General features: G+C 67.8%; 13 protein-coding genes. 12 read left to right on the plus strand and 1 reads right to left on the minus strand.

Features of this window, described 5'->3' with window-relative positions; genetic code table 11:
• Positions 1-258 precede the first annotated feature (258 nt).
• The 9 genes from AC1RAA_RS23880 (at position 259) to ygiD (ending at position 11,694) form a co-directional block, all read left to right on the plus strand.
• Positions 259-1,524 carry a porin gene (locus AC1RAA_RS23880; RefSeq protein WP_492732125.1) on the plus strand — a complete coding sequence of 422 codons (1,266 nt, stop codon included), beginning with the start codon at positions 259-261 and terminating at the stop codon, positions 1,522-1,524.
• A 184-nt stretch (positions 1,525-1,708) separates the two neighbouring features.
• Positions 1,709-2,689, plus strand: coding sequence for an ABC transporter permease (locus tag AC1RAA_RS23885; protein ID WP_056573001.1), 981 nt, complete (start codon positions 1,709-1,711; stop codon positions 2,687-2,689).
• Position 2,690: 1 nt separating this feature from the next.
• Positions 2,691-3,965: a M20 aminoacylase family protein gene (locus tag AC1RAA_RS23890; RefSeq protein ID WP_070060001.1), complete on the plus strand. Its 1,275-nt coding sequence runs from the start codon at positions 2,691-2,693 to the stop codon at positions 3,963-3,965.
• A 31-nt stretch (positions 3,966-3,996) separates the two neighbouring features.
• Positions 3,997-5,577, plus strand: coding sequence for an ABC transporter substrate-binding protein (locus AC1RAA_RS23895; protein WP_062472636.1), 1,581 nt, complete (start codon positions 3,997-3,999; stop codon positions 5,575-5,577).
• A gap of 104 nt (positions 5,578-5,681) precedes the next feature.
• On the plus strand, positions 5,682-6,593 hold the full coding sequence (locus AC1RAA_RS23900; RefSeq protein ID WP_095948286.1) for an ABC transporter permease: 912 nt from the start codon (positions 5,682-5,684) through the stop codon (positions 6,591-6,593).
• 20 nt (positions 6,594-6,613) lie between these two features.
• Positions 6,614-7,684 carry an ABC transporter ATP-binding protein gene (locus AC1RAA_RS23905; RefSeq protein ID WP_062472640.1) on the plus strand — a complete coding sequence of 357 codons (1,071 nt, stop codon included), beginning with the start codon at positions 6,614-6,616 and terminating at the stop codon, positions 7,682-7,684.
• Positions 7,681-8,727, plus strand: a complete 1,047-nt coding sequence (locus AC1RAA_RS23910) for an ABC transporter ATP-binding protein (RefSeq protein WP_307583274.1) — start codon at positions 7,681-7,683, stop codon at positions 8,725-8,727. Before AC1RAA_RS23905 ends, AC1RAA_RS23910 begins: the two co-directional genes overlap by 4 nt.
• A complete protein-coding gene (locus tag AC1RAA_RS23915; RefSeq protein ID WP_492732123.1) occupies positions 8,724-10,685 on the plus strand; it encodes a glycosyltransferase family 2 protein in 1,962 nt (653 codons plus the stop codon). Before AC1RAA_RS23910 ends, AC1RAA_RS23915 begins: the two co-directional genes overlap by 4 nt.
• Before the next feature lie 103 nt (positions 10,686-10,788).
• Positions 10,789-11,694, plus strand: a complete 906-nt coding sequence (gene ygiD, locus AC1RAA_RS23920; RefSeq protein WP_492732121.1) for a 4,5-DOPA-extradiol-dioxygenase — start codon at positions 10,789-10,791, stop codon at positions 11,692-11,694.
• A gap of 25 nt (positions 11,695-11,719) precedes the next feature.
• Here ygiD and zwf read toward each other — a convergent pair whose 3' ends face one another.
• The gene (gene zwf, locus AC1RAA_RS23925) at positions 11,720-13,192 is read right to left on the minus strand and encodes a glucose-6-phosphate dehydrogenase (protein WP_062472648.1); all 1,473 of its coding nucleotides are present in this window, start codon (positions 13,190-13,192) and stop codon (positions 11,720-11,722) included.
• Between the two features lie 143 nt (positions 13,193-13,335).
• On the opposite strand from zwf, the gene AC1RAA_RS23930 reads away from it, so the two are divergent.
• Genes AC1RAA_RS23930 through AC1RAA_RS23940 form a run of 3 tightly spaced genes read left to right on the plus strand, consistent with a single transcriptional unit; the run spans position 13,336 to position 17,657 of the window.
• Positions 13,336-14,346, plus strand: a complete 1,011-nt coding sequence (locus AC1RAA_RS23930; RefSeq protein WP_492732119.1) for an ABC transporter substrate-binding protein — start codon at positions 13,336-13,338, stop codon at positions 14,344-14,346.
• A complete protein-coding gene (locus AC1RAA_RS23935) occupies positions 14,347-16,620 on the plus strand; it encodes an ABC transporter permease (protein WP_492732118.1) in 2,274 nt (757 codons plus the stop codon).
• Positions 16,617-17,657, plus strand: a complete 1,041-nt coding sequence (locus AC1RAA_RS23940) for an ABC transporter ATP-binding protein (RefSeq protein ID WP_492732117.1) — start codon at positions 16,617-16,619, stop codon at positions 17,655-17,657. The genes AC1RAA_RS23935 and AC1RAA_RS23940 overlap by 4 nt, the downstream gene beginning before the upstream one ends.
• Positions 17,658-17,665 lie beyond the last annotated feature (8 nt).

Below are 17,665 nucleotides of genomic sequence, written 5' to 3' on the forward strand. Positions count from 1 at the left end.
GGCGATGCAAGGACAGCACATTTCGTTTCATATCGTGGCAAAACCAACCGTCTAAGTCCTTTGTTGCACGACTGCAACGAAACACGCGGGGCTTCCAAGATTTAGGGCGATTTGTTTTGCCCTGCCGCAGCGGCTCTGGTGCAATAGCATCAACTTCCCAAAAGGAGGTTGGCCCGGGGTCCGGTGGGAGCACAAAAGTGCCAGTCACGGTGAGCCCTTCGCACCGGAGCCCTATGTTTAACCTTGGAGAAACTTGCAATGAAAAAATCTCTAGTTGCTCTGGCTGCCCTGGCTGTTGCCGGTGTTGCCTCGGCTCAGTCGTCCGTCACGCTGTTTGGTGTGGTCGACGCGTCGATCAGCGGCTACTCGAACACCGCACGCGATGACCGTGCGACCGTTTTCCCCAACGCTTTCGGCATCCCCGTCTACCTGAACCAAGGTTCGGTCAAGGCAAGCCGTCGTGAGCTGGCTAACTCTGGCTACAACTCCAGCCGTCTGGGCTTCCGTGGTACGGAAGACCTGGGTGGTGGCTTGGCAGCCAGCTTCTGGCTCGAAGCTCCGATCACCAACGACAACGGCCAAGAAGGCATCGCCACGTTCGCACGTCGTTCGACCGTGAGCCTGTCGGGCGGTTTCGGTGAAATCCGTCTGGGCCGTGACTACACCCCGACGTTCTGGAACGACACCGTGTTCGATCCGTTCGGCACCAACGGCGTTGGCACCAACCTGATCTCGACGGCCAACGGCCAGTTCGGCGCATTCGGCACCCCCGCTGCTTCGACCGCTCCGTTCACCAACACTGGCACCAGCAACTACGTTCGCGCCAGCAACACCATCGGCTACTTCCTGCCGCCGAACCTGGGTGGTTTCTACGGTCAAGTGCAGTACGGCTTCGCTGAGAAGACCAAGTACAGCCCTGGCCTGGCAACGCCTGATGTGGCTAACAGCCAGCGTCAAGGTCGTTACGTCGGCGGTCGCTTCGGCTACGCCAACGGCCCCCTGGACGTCGCTCTGGCTTACGGCAGCAGCACCGTTGGTGACCAGTTCTACGTGGGCACGACCACCAAGGTCAACACGCTGAACCTGGGCGCTTCGTACGACTTCGGTCCCGTGAAGCTGTTCGGTGAACTGTCGCGCGCCAAGAACAAGATCGACTACGAAGTGACGCCGACCCTGCTGGGTGGTCGTCCTGACATCGATCTGACTGGCTACCTGCTCGGCGTGACCGTGCCGGTCGGCGCTGGCCTGATCCGCGCTTCGTGGTCGCACGTCAAGCTCGATCGGAACCTGCCGAACAACCCGTTCGCTCTGAACACGCCTGATCCCAAGGCCAACAAGATCGCTCTGGGCTACGTGCACAACCTGTCGAAGCGCACGGCTCTGTACGCTACCGTCGCTCGCGTGAGCAACAAGAACGGTGCTGGCTACACGGTCGGCGGCCCGGCGTTCTACAACAACGCAGCTGGCGCCTTCACCCCGAAGAGCTCCACCGGCTACGACTTCGGTATCCGTCACGCTTTCTAATTTGATGCTGGCGCAAGCCAGCTTCGAATCGAAAGACTGAAAGCCACCCGGCGCAAGCCGGGTGGCTTTTTCTTTTGGCGCGCGCCTGTTCTCACTCGTAAAAATTGCGCCTCCACCCCCGGGGAACCCCCGTGCGGGCACGCTGCTTGCACTGCTAGCATGCCGCGATCACTCTTGTTGCTGAATGACTGCCTTTGTACTGCGCCGCCTGATCCAGGCCGTGATCGTGATGATCGCGGTTGCGTTCATTGCCTTCCTCCTCTTTCAATATGTCGGCGACCCGGTCGTGTTCCTGCTGGGGCAGGATGCCAAGCCCGACCAGATCCGTGAAATGCGCGCCGCATTGGGGCTCGACCGACCCTTCTTCGTGCAGTTCTGGCATTTCCTCGTCAACGCCGCACAGGGCGAATTCGGGCTGAGCCTGCGCCAGGGCGCCAAGGTGTCGCGCCTGATCGGCGAGCGCTTCCCGGCCACGCTCGAACTCGCACTCGTGGCCGCGGCCCTGGCGCTGTTCGTCGGCATTCCGATGGGCGTGTACACCGCCCTGCGCCGTGGCACCTTCATGAGCCAGGTGTTCATGACCGTCTCGCTGCTCGGCGTGTCGCTGCCCACCTTCCTCATCGGCATCCTGCTGATCCTGGTCTTCGCCGTGACGCTCGGCTGGTTCCCGAGCTTCGGGCGCGGCGACACCGTGCAGTTCGGCTGGTGGACCAGCGGCCTGTTCAAGGCCGACGGCTGGCACCACATCATCCTGCCGGCGGTGACGCTGGCGATCTTCCAGCTCACGCTGATCATGCGGCTGGTGCGCGCCGAGATGCTCGAGGTGCTGCGCACCGACTACATCAAGTTCGCGCGTGCACGGGGCCTGTCGAACCGCGCGATCCACTTCGGCCATGCGCTCAAGAACACGCTGGTGCCGGTCATGACCATCACGGGCTTGCAGCTCGGCGGCCTGATCGCTTTTGCCATCATCACCGAGTCGGTGTTCCAGTGGCCCGGCATGGGGCTGCTCTTCATCCAGGCCGTGACCTTCGCGGACATTCCGGTGATGGCCGCCTATCTGTGCCTGATCGCACTGATCTTCGTGGTGATCAACCTCGTGGTCGACCTGTTGTACTTCGTGGTCGATCCCCGGCTGCGCGTGGGCAAGGCGGGAGGCCATTGAGGTGAGTGTCGCAACCGCTGCCGCAACGCCGCGCCTGCAGGCCTCCGGCCGGGCCTTCGCGCACATCGCCAGCTTCTACCCCGAGATCACGGCCTTTCGCCGCGACCTGCACGCCCACCCCGAGCTCGGCTTCGAAGAGGTCTACACGGCGGGCCGTGTGCGCGAGGCGCTGCGCGCCTGCGGCGTGGACGAGATCCACGAGGGCATCGGCAAGACCGGTGTCGTCGGCGTCATCCGCGGCAAGTCGACCGCCAGCGGCCGCATGATCGGCCTGCGTGCCGACATGGACGCGCTGCCCATGCGCGAGGACAACGACTTCGGCTGGCGCTCCGCCAACGATGGCCTCATGCACGGCTGCGGCCACGACGGCCACACCGCCATGCTGGTCGGCGCCGCGCGCTACCTGGCCGAGACGCGCGACTTCGACGGCACCGCCGTGCTGATCTTCCAGCCCGGCGAAGAAGGCCTTGCCGGTGCGCGCGTGATGATTGAAGACGGCCTGTTCGACCGCTTCCCGGTGAACGCTGTCTATGCGATGCACAACTGGCCCGCGATGCCGGCCGGCACCGTCGGCATCAACCGCGGCGCGATGATGGCCGCGGCCGACCGCGTGACGATCGAGATCAAGGGCAAGGGCGGCCATGGCGCGCATGCCTACCAGACCATCGATCCCGTCGTGGTGGCTGCGCACATCATCACTGCGGCGCAGACCATCGTGTCGCGCAGCGTGCGTCCCATCGACGCGGCCGTCGTCAGCATCTGCGCCGTGCAGGCCGGCGACCTCGGCGCGATGAGCGTGATCCCGGGCGAGGCCACGCTGGTCGGCACCGTGCGCACCTTCAGCGCGCGCGTGCAGGCGCAGGTCGAGCAGCGACTGAGCGAGCTGTGCACGGCCATTGCCACCGGCTTTGGCGCGACCGCGACGATCAAGTACGAACGCATCTACCCGGCCACGATCAACACCGCGCCCGAAGCGATGTTCGCGGCCGATGTGGCGCAGGCGCTGGTCGGCGCGAAGAACGTCGATCGCAACCTGGAGCCCAGCATGGGCGCCGAAGATTTTTCCTTCATGCTGCAGAAGAAGGCCGGTGCCTATCTGCGCATCGGCCAGGACGCCCGCAGCGGCGCCTTCCTGCACAACAGCCGTTACGACTTCAATGACGAGATCCTGCCGCTGGGCGCCGCATTGCATGCGGGCCTGATCGAGCAGGGCATGCCGCTGGCTGCTACCCGCAGCCTGCAGCCAGGGAAAGCCGCCGCCACCGCGGCGCCGTGATGTGTTCGATTTCAACCCGAGGAGTGTTCCCATGAGTTTCAAGAAGCAAGCGGCTGCGGTCGCTGTCCTGTGCGCTCTGAGCGCCGTCAGCATGGTCGCCAGCGCGCAGACCATCCGCATCGCGAACCAGGGCGACGCCCTGTCGCTCGACCCGCACTCGCTCAACGAGTCGCTGCAACTGAGCGTCACCGCCAACGTCTATGAAACTCTCGTGGGCCGCAACAAGGACCTGAGCCTGGCGCCGCTGCTGGCCACGAGCTGGAAGCAGACCTCGCCGAACGTGTGGCGCTTCGAACTGCGCAAGGGCGTGGTGTTCCATGACGGCACGCCGTTCAGCGCCGACGACGTCGTGTTCAGCTTCGCGCGTGCGCAGGGCGACGGCTCCGACATGAAGGCCACGCTCAGCGAGATCAAGGCCGTGCGCAAGGTCGGCGACCTCGCCGTCGAAATCGAAACCAACGGCCCGTTCCCGATCCTGCCCGACGTGATCTCGCTCACCATGATCATGAGCAAGAAGTGGTGCGAGGAAAACCAGGCCACCAAGCCCGTCGACCGCCGCAAGGGCATCGAGAACACCGCCTCATTCAAGGCCAACGGCACCGGCCCGTTCCGCGTGCGCGAACGCCAGCCCAACGTGCGCACCGTGTTCACGCGCAACGGCACCTACTGGGGCAAGATCGACGGTAACGCGCAGGAGATCGTGTTCACGCCCATCGCCAACCCCGCGACCCGTGTGGCCGCGCTGGTCTCCGGCGAAGTCGACGTGATGGAGCCCGTGCCCGTGCAGGACATCGCGCGCATCAACGCCGCGCCCAACGCCCGCGTCATCACCGGCCCCGAGATGCGCACCATCTTCCTGGGCATGGACCAGAAGCGCGACGAGCTGCAGTACTCGAACGTGAAGGGCAAGAACCCCTTCAAGGACAAGCGCGTGCGCCAGGCCTTCTACCAGGCCATCGACATCGCCGGCATCCAGCGCACCGTGATGCGCGGCGCCTCCAAGCCCACCGCGCTGCTCGTCGGCCCGGGCATCAACGGCTGGACCGCCGACCAGGACAAGCGCTTGCCCTTCGATGTCGATGCCGCCAAGAAGCTGCTGACCGAAGCCGGCTACCCCAACGGCTTCGAAGTCTCGATGAACTGCCCGAACGACCGCTACGTCAATGACGGCCAGATCTGTCAGAGCGTGGCCGCCAACCTGGCCAAGATCGGCGTCAAGATCAACCTCGTGGCCGAGACCAAGGGCACCTACTTCCCGAAGATCCTGCGCCGCGACACCAGCTTCTACATGCTGGGCTGGACCCCGACCACCTACGACTCGCACAACGCGCTGAGCTCGCTCACCTCGTGTCCCGACGACAAGGGCACGGGCCAGTTCAACCTGGGCGCCTACTGCAACCCGAAGCTGGACGAGCTGACCAAGAAGATCCAGTCCGAGTCGGACAAGGCCAAGCGCAACGAGATGATCAAGGAAGCCTTCAAGGTCCACACCGACGACATCGGCCACCTGCCGCTGCATCAGCAGTCGCTGGCCTGGGGCGTGAGCAAGAAGGTCGAGCTGGTGCAACTGGCCGACAACTTCATGTACTTCAAGTGGATGAGCATCAAGTAAGTCGACCGTGGGCCGCTGCCTGAGCGGCCCGACCATGGGCCCGCTTCTTGCGGGCCCATTCTTTTTTGCCTCACGATGAAAAATAACCCCCACGCGGCCCGGCGATGAAAAAAACCCTTGCTCGCTGGCTCGACAGCGATGTCGGCTACAGCTTCCGCACCTCGCCGGTGGCGATCGCCGCCGCCGTCATTGCGCTGGTGTGCGTCTTCTGTTCGGTGTTCGCCGGATGGGTGTCGCCGCACAACCCCTTCGACCTCGCCACCCTCGAACTTGGTGACGCCCGCCTGCCGCCGGCGTGGAGCGCTGAAGGCTCCACCAAATACATCCTCGGCACCGACGACCAGGGCCGCGACATTCTTTCGGCCGTGATCTACGGCGCCCGCATCTCGCTGATCGTCGGCGTGGTGTCGGTGGTGCTGTCGGTCGTCGTCGGCGTGGTGCTCGGCCTGCTGGCCGGCTTCTTCGGCGGCTGGCTCGACTCCTTCCTCATGCGCGTGTGCGACGTGATGCTGTCGTTCCCGCCCATCCTCGTCGCGCTGCTCATCGCCGGCGTCGGCCGCGCGCTCTTTCCGGGCGCGCACGAATCGCTGGCCTTCGGCGTGCTGATCATCTCGATCTCGCTCACGGGCTGGGTGCAGTACGCGCGCACCGTGCGCGGCTCCACGCTGGTGGAGCGCAACAAGGAGTACGTGCAGGCCGCGCGCGTCACCGGTGTGGCGCCGCTGCGCATCATGCTGCGCCACGTGCTGCCCAACGTGATGGGGCCGGTGATGGTGCTGGCCACCATCCAGGTCGCGACCGCGATCATCACCGAGGCCACGCTGTCGTTCCTGGGCGTCGGCGTGCCGCCGACCTCGCCTTCGCTGGGCACGCTCATCAGCATCGGCAACCAGTACCTGTTCTCGGGCGAATGGTGGATCACGGTGTTCCCGGGCCTGATGCTGGTGCTCATCGCACTCAGCGTGAACCTGCTCGGCGACTGGCTGCGCGACGCGCTCAATCCGCGCTTGCGCTGAACAGAAAAGGAGAACGCCTCATGACGCTGCTCCAGGTCAAAGACCTCGTCGTCGAATTTCCGAACCGCCGCGGCACGCTGCGCGCGCTCGACCGCATTTCCTTCGACATCGCGCCCGGGGAAATCCTCGGCGTGGTGGGTGAGTCGGGTGCGGGCAAGTCGCTCACCGGCGCGGCCATCATCGGCTTGCTCGAGCCGCCAGGCCGCGTGGCCGGCGGCGAGATCCTGCTCGAAGGCCAGCGCATCGACAACCTCGGTTTCGATGCGATGCGCCCCATCCGCGGCCGCAAGATCGGCGCGATCTTTCAAGATCCGCTGACCTCGCTGAACCCGCTGTACACCGTGGGCCGCCAGCTCATCGAGACCATCCGCACCCACCTGCCCGTGACCGAGTCGGAAGCGCGCAAGCGTGCCATCGGCCTGCTGCAGGACACCGGCATTCCCGCCGCCGAACAGCGCATCGACCACTTCCCGCACCAGTTCTCGGGCGGCATGCGCCAGCGCGTGGTGATTGCCCTGGCGCTCGCGGCCGAGCCCAAGCTCATCGTGGCCGACGAGCCGACCACCGCGCTCGACGTGTCGATCCAGGCGCAGATCATCCAGCTGCTCAAGCAGGTCTGCAAGGAGCGCGGCGCGGCGGTGATGCTCATCACGCACGACATGGGCGTGATCGCCGAAACCTGCGACCGCGTGGCCGTGATGTATGCGGGCCGCATCGCCGAGATCGGCCCGGTGCACGAGGTGATCCACCAACCCGCGCACCCCTACACCTCGGGCCTGATGGCGTCGATCCCCGACATGACCAGCGACCGCGAACGGCTCAACCAGATCGACGGCGCCATGCCGCGGCTCAATGCCATCCCCACCGGCTGTGCCTACAACCCGCGCTGCCCGCGCACCTTCGCACGCTGTCTGACCGAACGGCCCGAGCTGATGCACGCGGGCGCCACGCGCGCCTCCTGCTGGCTGCACGACGCCGCCGACCCGCATGCGGGGCAGGCCGAGATCGCCGCGCAGCACCACGACGCCCTGGCGGCCGGCGAGCGCGCCACGCCCGAGGCGGCCGAACCCCTGGCGGAGGTGACCCGATGAGCGCCGTGATCGAACCCCGCAAGGACGCTGCGGCAGCAAAGACCAAGACCGGCGAGCCGCTCGTGGTCGCGCATGACCTCGCGCGCACCTTCGACGTGTCGCCGCCCTGGCTCAACCGCGTGCTCGAACGCAAGCCGCGCGTGCTGCTGCATGCCGTGGACGGCGTGAGCTTTTCCATCGAGCGCGGCAAGACGCTCGCGCTGGTCGGCGAATCGGGCTGCGGCAAGAGCACCGTGGCGCGCCTGCTGGTGGGCCTGTATGCGCCCACGCGCGGCGGCCTGCAGTTCGACGGGCAGGACGCGCACGCCGCGTTCAAGACGCCCGAAGGCCGGCAGCTGCGCCGCCGCATCCAGATGATCTTCCAGGACCCCTACGCGAGCCTCAACCCGCGCTGGATCGTCGAGGACATCATCGGCGAGCCGCTGCGCGAGCACGGCATCCTGAGCGACAAGGACGCGCTACGCCAGCGCGTGGGCGAGCTGCTGCAGTCGGTCGGCCTCTCGCCGCTGGACATGAGCAAGTACCCGCACCAGTTCTCGGGCGGCCAGCGCCAGCGCATCTCCATCGCGCGCGCGCTCGCCACGCAGCCCGAGTTCCTGGTGTGCGACGAACCCACCTCGGCGCTCGACGTGAGCGTGCAGGCGCAGGTGCTCAACATCATGAAGGACCTGCAGCGCGAGCAGGGCCTGACCTACCTCTTCATCTCGCACAACCTCGCGGTGGTGCGTCACGTGGCCGACCAGGTCGGCGTGATGTACCTGGGCCGGCTGGTCGAGGTGGCGGACAAGCAGAAGCTCTTCGCCGAGCCGCAGCATCCGTACACCCGCATGCTGCTCGACGCGATCCCGCAGATGAAGCACACCGGCCGTGCGCGCACGCCGGTGCAAGGCGAAGTGCCGAACCCGCTGAACCCGCCGACCGGTTGCGCCTTTCATCCGCGCTGCCCGCATGCGAATGCGCGCTGCTCGACCGAGCGGCCGCAGCTGCTGAGCCTGAAGGGCGTGCAGGTGGCTTGCCACGCGGTGGAGGAAGGCCGCTTGTGAGTGAAGGCGGCAGCCCGCAGGGCTGGCCGACAGACTTTCCGTACCGGCCGCACCTGCGCTTCTGCTCGCTGGGCAACGAGAACGTGCGGGAGGTGATGGAGGGCTTTCGCCTCGCCTGCGAACGCCTCGGCTACACCACAAGCATTGCGCCGGGCCCGGGTGTCGACAACGACGACATCAACCTCTTCTTCTTCGCGATGGGCCTGAGCCTGCCCTCGGACGACGAGCTGCCGCCGAACGCGATCGTCGTCAACTTCGAGCCGGCCCTGCCTGCGTTGCTCGCGGAGATGCCCGGCTACCAACGGCTGCTGCAGCGCGCCCACGTGTGGGAGTACAGCCTCGAGAACATGGTGCACCACCCGGCGCTGGGCATCCATCGGTCGGATTACGTGGGGCCGGGCTTCGAGCCGCTGGCCACGCCGCTGCTGCCGGCGTCCGCGGTGCTGGACGATGCGCAGCAGGACATCGACGTCATCTTCTTCGGCGAGACGACGCCCCGGCGGCTGCAGGTGCTGGAGGCGCTGACGGCCGCCGGACTGCGGGTGGCCTACCCTTTTGGAAAGGCCTGGACGCCGGCGCAGCGCGACGCTTTGCTGCCGCGCGCCAAGGTCGGGCTGAACATGCGCAAGGCCGACCACTCCAGCACGGTGGAGCTGCCGCGGCTGTCGATCCTGCTGCGGCATCGCAAGGCCGTGGTGTCGGAGCTGTATCCCCATTCCGAAATTCCGCAGGTGCTGCGCGACGCGGTCGACGGGTGCACGAAGGACGAGCTGGTCGATCGCGTGCGCGCGCTGGTGGCCGATGCGCCGCGGCGGCGCGCACTGGAAATCGCGGGGCCTCGGGCGCTGCAGTCCTTGCCGCCGCAGCATGAGGTGCTGGCGGGGGCGATGCAGCGCTACCTTGCGGCGGCTCGGCAGCGATGGGTGGGGCACCGGGAACGGCGCATGGATGAGCCTGCCTCGCAGGTGTCCGTCCTGATGGTGACGCGGGACGACGAGGCCGATGTCGCGGAGGCCCTGGCATCGATCGCCGAGCAAGGCCTCGCACCGCACCAGATCATCGTGGTGGACGACGGCTCCACCGATGCCACCGTCGACGTGATTCGCGCGCGCATGGCCGCCGACCCTCGGCTGGCCGGGCTGCTGCTGTTGCAGGCGCCCGTCCTGATGGGCTGGGCCGCCGCCGCGCAATGGGGGTTGATGCAGGCGCGCGGCGACGCGCTGGCGCTGTGGGCACCGACCGTGCGCTGTGCGCCCGAGCGCCTGCAGGTGCAGTCCGCGTTCCTGCGCGCGTCGCCGGAGATCGGCGCGGTCGGCGCCTGGTTCGCCCGCGATGGCGACGCGGAACCACCGATGCAGCGCCTGCCGGAGATGCACGACCAGATCCTGGCCGCGCTGCTTGCCCACTTGCCGCACGAACAGCCGTTGCTGATGGGCGGCCTGATGCTGTCGCTGCCCCGCATCCAGCAACGCGGACTCGGCTTCGACGCCACGCTCGGCCAGTTCGCATGGCTCGGCCTGCTGCTGGAACTGGTGCGCGGCGGTGCGCGGCTGGCCAACCTCGGCATGAGCCTGAGCCATCTGATGACCCGCCACGCTGCGGGACTCGTGGAAACCGATGTGACGGCGCTGACCCATGTGCGGGAACGCCTGCTGCCCCTGGTCTTCCCTGACGTGCCATCTGCCGATGCGCAGCGGCTGGCCCGGCTCTACGGCCAGCAATGGGCGCCCGATGCCGACGATGCCACGGCGCTGCTGCGCGACATGGCGGGCGCCTGCGCGCAGCAGGGCGACGTCCACGCGACCACCGTGCTGCGTGGTGAAAGCCTGCGCGTGCTGGCGGTGTATGCGGAGAACGGGCGACTGGCGCCGGGCTACCTCGACACGCTGATGCGCGAGCCCTTGCTGCGCGATTTCCTGGCGCCGCTGGGCGAGCGCCTGCGTGCATTCGTGCCGTGAACCATGGACCTTGCGCCGGGCGGTGTGCGTAAACGCACTTTCCCAGCCCTCACTCTGTTGCACAGTCCCGGGTTGGCCCCCCCGAATCCACACCCCTGACACGATGACCTCCACCCCGATGACCCGCCTGCTCGGCCGCCGCGGCTTTCTCATGGGCTCGGCGCTGGGCGCGACCGCTGCGCTCGCATCGATGACCGAGATCGCGCACGCGGCCGGCGCTCAACCCGTGCGCCGCATGCCCGTCATCTTCATCGGCCACGGGTCGCCGATGAACGCGCTGGCGGACAACGCCTTCACGCGCCGCCTCGCCGCCTGGGGCCGCGAGCTGCCGCGCCCCACGGCGATCCTCAGCGTGTCGGCGCACTGGCTCAGCCAGGGCGCGACCGGGGTCACGGTGCAGACGCGGCCCAAGACGATCCACGACTTCGGTGGCTTTCCGCAGGCGCTGTTCGACATCGAGTACCCCGCACCGGGCCACCCTGCACTCGCGCGCGAAACGATCGGCGCCGTCAAGCAGGCGCCGGTGATCGCCACCGAGCAGTGGGGGCTGGACCACGGCACCTGGACCGTGCTGAAGCACCTGTACCCGAAGGCCGACGTGCCGGTCTTCCAGCTCAGCATCGACTACGACAAGCCGGCGGCGTTCCACCATGCGGTGGGGCGCGACCTGGCGGCCTTGCGCGACCAGGGCGTGCTCGTGATGGGCAGCGGCAACGTGGTGCACAACCTGCGCGCCACCGACCGCGGCACGCCCGACGGCCCGAAGGCCAGTCGCCCGTGGGCGCAGTCGTTCGATGAGGCGGTGAAGGCCGCGCTGGCCGGCCGGGACGACCGCGCGCTCATCGGCTACCAGAAGCTCGAAGGGGCGTCGACCGCCGTGGCCACGCCGGACCACTACTTCCCCTTCCTGTATGCCCTGGGCGCTGCGGCGCCGGGCGAGCGTGCGAAGACGGTCTACGAAGGCTTCCAGTCGGGCACGCTCAGCATGCGCTGCCTCCAGTTCGGCTGAACGAAGGCCGTGCAGCCTTGCTGCGCTACTGCTCCTCGCCCCAGGCGAAGCCGTCGCGGGCGATCATGGCGCTCGAGGCGCTGGGGCCCCAGGTGCCTGCCGCATAGGGGCGCGGGCCGCCATCGGACTCCCAGGAGTCGATGAGCGGCTCGACCCAGCGCCAGGCTTCTTCCTGCTCGTCGCTGCGCACGAACAGGTTGAGGCGCCCGTCGATCACGTCCAGCAGCAGGCGTTCGTAGGCGCCCACGCGCTCGGCGCCGAAGCGCTTGTCGAAGTCCAGGTCGAGCTGCACCGGCGCCAGTTGGGCGGCGCTGGCGTGGCCGTTGCCGCCGCGCTGGCGGTTGTCCTGCGCCTGCGCGAGCATGTGCAGTTCCAGGCCGTCCTTGGGCTGCAGGTTGATCACCAGCTTGTTCACGTTGCCCGCCGGGGCGCGGTAGATGGCGTGCGGCGTGGGGCGGAAGTTGACCTCGATGCGCGCGTCGCGCGAGGCCAGGCGCTTGCCGGTGCGGATGTAGAAGGGCACGCCGGCCCAGCGCCAGTTGGCGATCTCGGTGCGCAGTGCCACGAAGGTCTCGGTGCGGCTGTCGGGGTTCACGCCCGGCTCGTCGCGGTAGCCCTGCACCCGCTCGCCGTAGGCCGTGCCGGCCGTGTACTGGCCGCGCACCGCGTGCAGGCCCAGGCTCTCGGGCGTCCAGGGCTTGAGGGCGCGCAGCACCTTGAGCTTCTCGTCGCGGATGGCGTCGGCGTGCGCGTTGATGGGCGGCTCCATGGCCACGGCGCACAGCAGCTGCAGCGCGTGGTTCTGCACCATGTCGCGCAGCGCGCCGGTCTGGTCGTAGAAGGCGCCGCGCTTTTCCACGCCCAGGTCCTCGGCCATGGTGATCTGGATGTTGGCGATGTGCTCGCGGCGCCAGATGGGCTCGAACAGGGCATTGCCGAAGCGCATCGCGAACAGGTTCTGCACCGAGGGCTTGCCCAGGTAGTGGTCGATGCGAAAGACCTGCTTCTCTTCGAGCACCTTGCCCACCGCGGCGTTGATGGCGCGGTTGGAGGCCAGGTCGTGGCCCAGCGGCTTTTCGAGCACGACGCGGGTGCGCGGGCCGTTGAGCCCGGCGGCGGCGATCTGCTCGACCACCTGCGTGAAGAGCGCGGGCGCCGTGGCCACGTACATCACGACCGTCTTGGCGTCGCGCTGCTTGAGCAGGTCGGCCAGGCTGGCGTAGTCGGCGGGCTTGGACAGGTCCATGCGCAGGTAGTGCAGCATGGAGGCGAACTTCTTGAACTCCTCGGGGGAGGGGCGCTTGGCGCCTTCGACGGCGCTGAAGCGCGACTGGATCAGCTCGCGGTACTGGTCGTCCGACAGGTCGTCGCGTGCCACGCCGACGATGCGCCCGTCCTGCGGCAGGCTGCCGTGCCTGAAGGCCTGGAACAGCGCGGGCATCAGCTTGCGCCACGCAAGGTCGCCAGTACCGCCGAACAGAACGAGATCGAAGCTCATGAGAAAACTTTCCTTTGTCTGAATGCCGAGCAGGCAACGTGCCAGTCGCGATGGTACTTGTACCGATTCGGCACACCTGTACTAAAGCTACGCTGTCCCATGGCCGCGAGGCCTTTTTTTATTGCCGAGGCAGGGGAATACCAATGAAGAAGCTTTTCACGGCAGCCGCGCTGCTGGGTCTGTCGGCCGCCGCGTCGGCGCAGACCGTCAACGTCATCTGCTCGGTGCAGGCCGAGTGGTGCAACGTGATCTCCACCGTCTACGCCCGCACCACGGGCGTGCGCATCAACATGGCGCTCAAGGGCTCGGGCGAGGCGCTGGCCCAGCTCATCGCCGAGAAGGACAACCCCAAGACCGACGTCTGGTTCGGCGGCACGGGCGACCCGCACCTGCAGGCGGCCGAGCAGGGGCTCACGCTCGAGTACAAGTCGCCCACGCTCACGCAGCTGCATCCCTGGGCCCAGCAGCAGGCCAAGCAGTCGGGCTACAAGACCGTGGGCATCTACTCGGGCCCGCTGGGCTTCGGCTACAACCCCGAGTTGCTGGCCAAGAAGAAGCTGCCCGTGCCCAAGACCTGGGCCGACCTGCTCAAGCCCGAGTACAAGGGCGACATCCAGGTGGCCAACCCCGCATCGAGCGGCACGGCCTACACCATGATCGCCACGCTGGTGCAGCTCATGGGCGAGGACAAGGCCTTCGACTACCTCAAGGCGCTGCACAAGAACGTCGGCCAGTACACCCGCTCGGGCACCGGCCCGATCAAGGCGGTGGCGCGCGGCGAAACCGCGATCTCCATCAGCTTCGTGCACGACGGCCCGGGCGAGAAGATGCAGGGCTTCCCCGTCGAGACCCTCACGCCCAGCGACGGCACGGGCGCCGAGATCGGCTCCATGAGCGTCATCAAGGGCGCGCGCAACCTCGACGCCGCCAAGAAGTTCTACGAATGGGCGCTCACGCCCGCCGCGCAGGAACTGGGCGCCGCCAACAAGCAGTTCCAGCTGCCGAGCAACGCGAGCGCCAAGCTCGATCCGCGCATTCCTGATTTCAAGAAGATCAAGTTCATCAACTACGACTACGCCAAGTACGGCGCCAGCGCCGAGCGCCGCCGCCTGATCGCGCGCTGGGAAAAAGACGTCAACTCGCTGCCGCGCTAAGTGCAGGCGCGTTCCAACGAAGGCGCGCCGGCCAACCCGGCGTCCCTGGCCGCCGCCCGGCGCGCGCGGCGATGGATCTGGGCCTGGGTCGCGCTGGGCCTGGCGGCCTACCTCGTGCTGCCCTGGTATGCGATCCAGGATGCGACCTGGTACGAAGCCGTTCCGCAGGTCTTCGGGCAGGCGGAAGGCGCCAACGGCCTGATGCAGGCGGCCACGCAGGGCCGCAGCTGGCTCTTCATCGGGCTGGCCGGGTTGCTGCTGTGCGCTGTCGGCGCGGCCTTGCCGGCCGGCAAGGCGCAGGGCCGCTGGCTGCTGGCGGGCGGCGCGATCGGCGCCATCGGCCTGGCCGTGGCGGGCTTCACCATCGGCGCGCGCGGCTGGAGCGTCGCGGCGCTCAACACCCAGTTCGGCGAACTGGCCGTCAACCAGTTCGGCATCGGCGCGGGCGGCTTCGTGGCGCTCACGGCGCTGGTGCTGCTGGCGGCCTTCGGCATGGCGCGGCTCGGCCTGTTCAAGGGCGACCTGTTCGTCTCTGCCTCGGTGGTCGGCTGCGGCGTGCTGATGGCGCTGTTCATCGCCTACCCGGTGAGCCGGGCGCTGTCGGGCGCCTTCTTCAACGAAGACGGGCAGTGGTCGATCGCGGCCTTCGCGGCGCGCGTGTTCACCGAGCGCATCTGGGGCCTGGGTTGCCTGGCGGGCGGCGTGCGCTGCGGCGTGGCCTGGAACACGCTGGTGCTGGCGCTGCTCACCGCGGCCGGCACCACCTTCCTGGGCACGCTGATGGCGCTGATGGCCGAGCGCGGCAGCCGGCGCGGGCAGGGCGCATTGCGCGTGCTGGCGCTGCTGCCGATCATCACGCCGCCGTTCGTGGTCGGCCTGGGCCTGATCCTGCTGTTCGGCCGTGCGGGCATCGTCAACCAGGTGCTGGAGAACGTGTTCGGCATCGAGCCCACGCGCTGGTTCTACGGCATGCCGGGCGTGCTGGTGGCGCAGCTGTTCGCCTTCACGCCCATCGCCTTCATGATCATGCGCGGCGTGGTGCAGGGCATCGCGCCGAGCCTGGAAGAGGCCGCGCAGATGCTGCGCGCCGACCGGCGCCGCGCTTTCTTCACCGTGACGCTGCCGCTGCTCAAGCCCGGGCTGGCCAACGCCTTCCTGGTCGGCTTCATCGAGAGCATTGCCGACTTCGGCAACCCGGTGGTGGTGGGCGGGCAGTTCTCGGTGCTGTCGACCGACATCTTCTTTGCCATCGTCGGCGCGCAGTACGACCAGGGCCGCGCCGCGTCGCTGGCCTGGGTACTCACGCTGTTCGCGCTCGGCGTGTTCGCGCTGCAGCGCGGCCTGCTCGGCAAGCAGAACTACACGACCGTGAGCGGCAAGGGCGACGCCGGCATCGCGATGGCGCTGCCCGACGGCGTGCGCCGCACCATCCAGTGCATCGCGCTGCCGTGGATCGCCTTCACCGCCGTGGTCTACCTGTTCGCCTTCGCGGGCGGCTTCGTGCAGACCTGGGGCCGCGACTACAGCTTCACGCTCAACCACTTCAAGAGCGCCTTCGCGCTGGAGTGGGGCCAGTTCGGGCTGGTGTGGGCCGGCACGGCGTGGAACTCGCTGATCACCACGCTGAAACTGGCCGGCATCTCGGCGCCGATCACCGCGGCGCTGGGCCTGCTCATTGCCTGGCTGCTGGCGCGCAACGAGTTCAAGGGGCAGGGCGCCTTCGAGTTCGGCGCGCTGCTGGCCTTTGCGATCCCGGGCACGGTGCTCGGCGTGAGCTACATCCTGGCCTTCAACGTGCCGCCGTTCGAGCTCACGGGCACGGGGCTCATCATCGTGCTGTGCTTCATGTTCCGCAATCTGCCGGTGGGCGTGCGGGCCGGCACGGCGGCCTTCAAGCAGCTCGACCGCTCGCTCGACGAGGCCTCGCTGATGCTGCGCGCGTCCACGTCGCAGACGCTGTTCAAGGTGGTGCTGCCGCTGCTCAAGCCGGCGCTGGTGGCTGCGCTGGTCTACAGCTTCGTGCGCGCCATGACGACGGTGAGCGCCGTGATCTTCCTGGTCACGGCCGAGAACGAACTCGCCACCACCTACATCATCGGCCGCGTCGGCAATGGCGACTACGGCATCGCGCTCGCCTACTGCACGGTGCTCATGGTGCTGATGTCGCTGGCCATTGCGCTGGTGCAGTTCGTGGTCGGAGAGCGCAAGCTGGGCAGACGTGGGGCCACGCCCAACCACCAAGGGCATCACAAAATGGAAAGCCTCTCCGCATGAACGGCATCGAATTCCGCAACGTCACCAAGCGCTACGGCACCGACAAGAACGGGCCGATGGCCGTCAAGGGCATCAGCTTCGAGGTGCCCGTGGGCACGCTCACCACCATCCTCGGCCCCTCGGGCTGCGGCAAGACGACCACGCTGCGCATGATCGCGGGGCTCGAGTCGCCGACCTCGGGCTCGATCTTCATGGGCGGGCGCGACGTCACCACGCTCGGGCCGGGCGAGCGCAACGTGAGCATGATGTTCCAGAGCTACGCGCTGTTCCCGCACATGAACGTGATCGAGAACGTGGGCTACGGCCTGCGCATGAGCGGCGTGAAGAAGGACGAAGCCACGGCGCGCGCGCGCGAGGCGCTCCGGGGCGTGGGCCTGGTCGGCTTCGACGAGCGCCTGCCCAGCGAGCTGTCGGGCGGCCAGCAGCAGCGCGTGGCCCTGGCGCGCGCGCTGGTGCTCGAGCCGGCGGTGCTGCTGTTCGACGAGCCGTTGTCCAACCTCGACGCCCGCCTGCGGCGCGAGATGCGCGAGGAAATCCGCTCGCTGCAGCAGCGCCTGAGGCTCACCGTGGCCTACGTGACGCACGACCAGAGCGAGGCGCTGGCCGTGAGCGACCAGATCATCGTGATGGACCACGGCGTGATCGCCCAGCGCGGCACGCCCGAGCAGCTCTACGGCCGGCCCGAGAGCGAGTTCGTCGCCGGCTTCATGGGCGAGGCGATGGTGTTCCCGGCCGTGGCGCAGGCCGACGGCAGCGTCACGCTCGGCCCGCTGCGGCTGCAGCCGCGCTACGCGGTGGCGCCCGGCACGGTGAAGGTGGCGGTGCGGCCCGAGGCCTGGGACATCGGTGCGCTCGACGGCCTGCCGGCCACGCTGCGCAAGTCGGCGTACCTGGGCAGCTTCTACGAATACGGCTTCGACACCCCGCTGGGGCCGGTCTTCGTGGTCTCGACCGACCTGTCGCGCCCGCTGGCGGCCGGCACGCAGACCACCCTGTCGCTCGGAACCCATGGCGTGAGCGTGGTGCCCGGCGCATGAAACAATGG

Source organism: Variovorax sp. GW823-FHT04F07 (assembly GCF_058795995.1).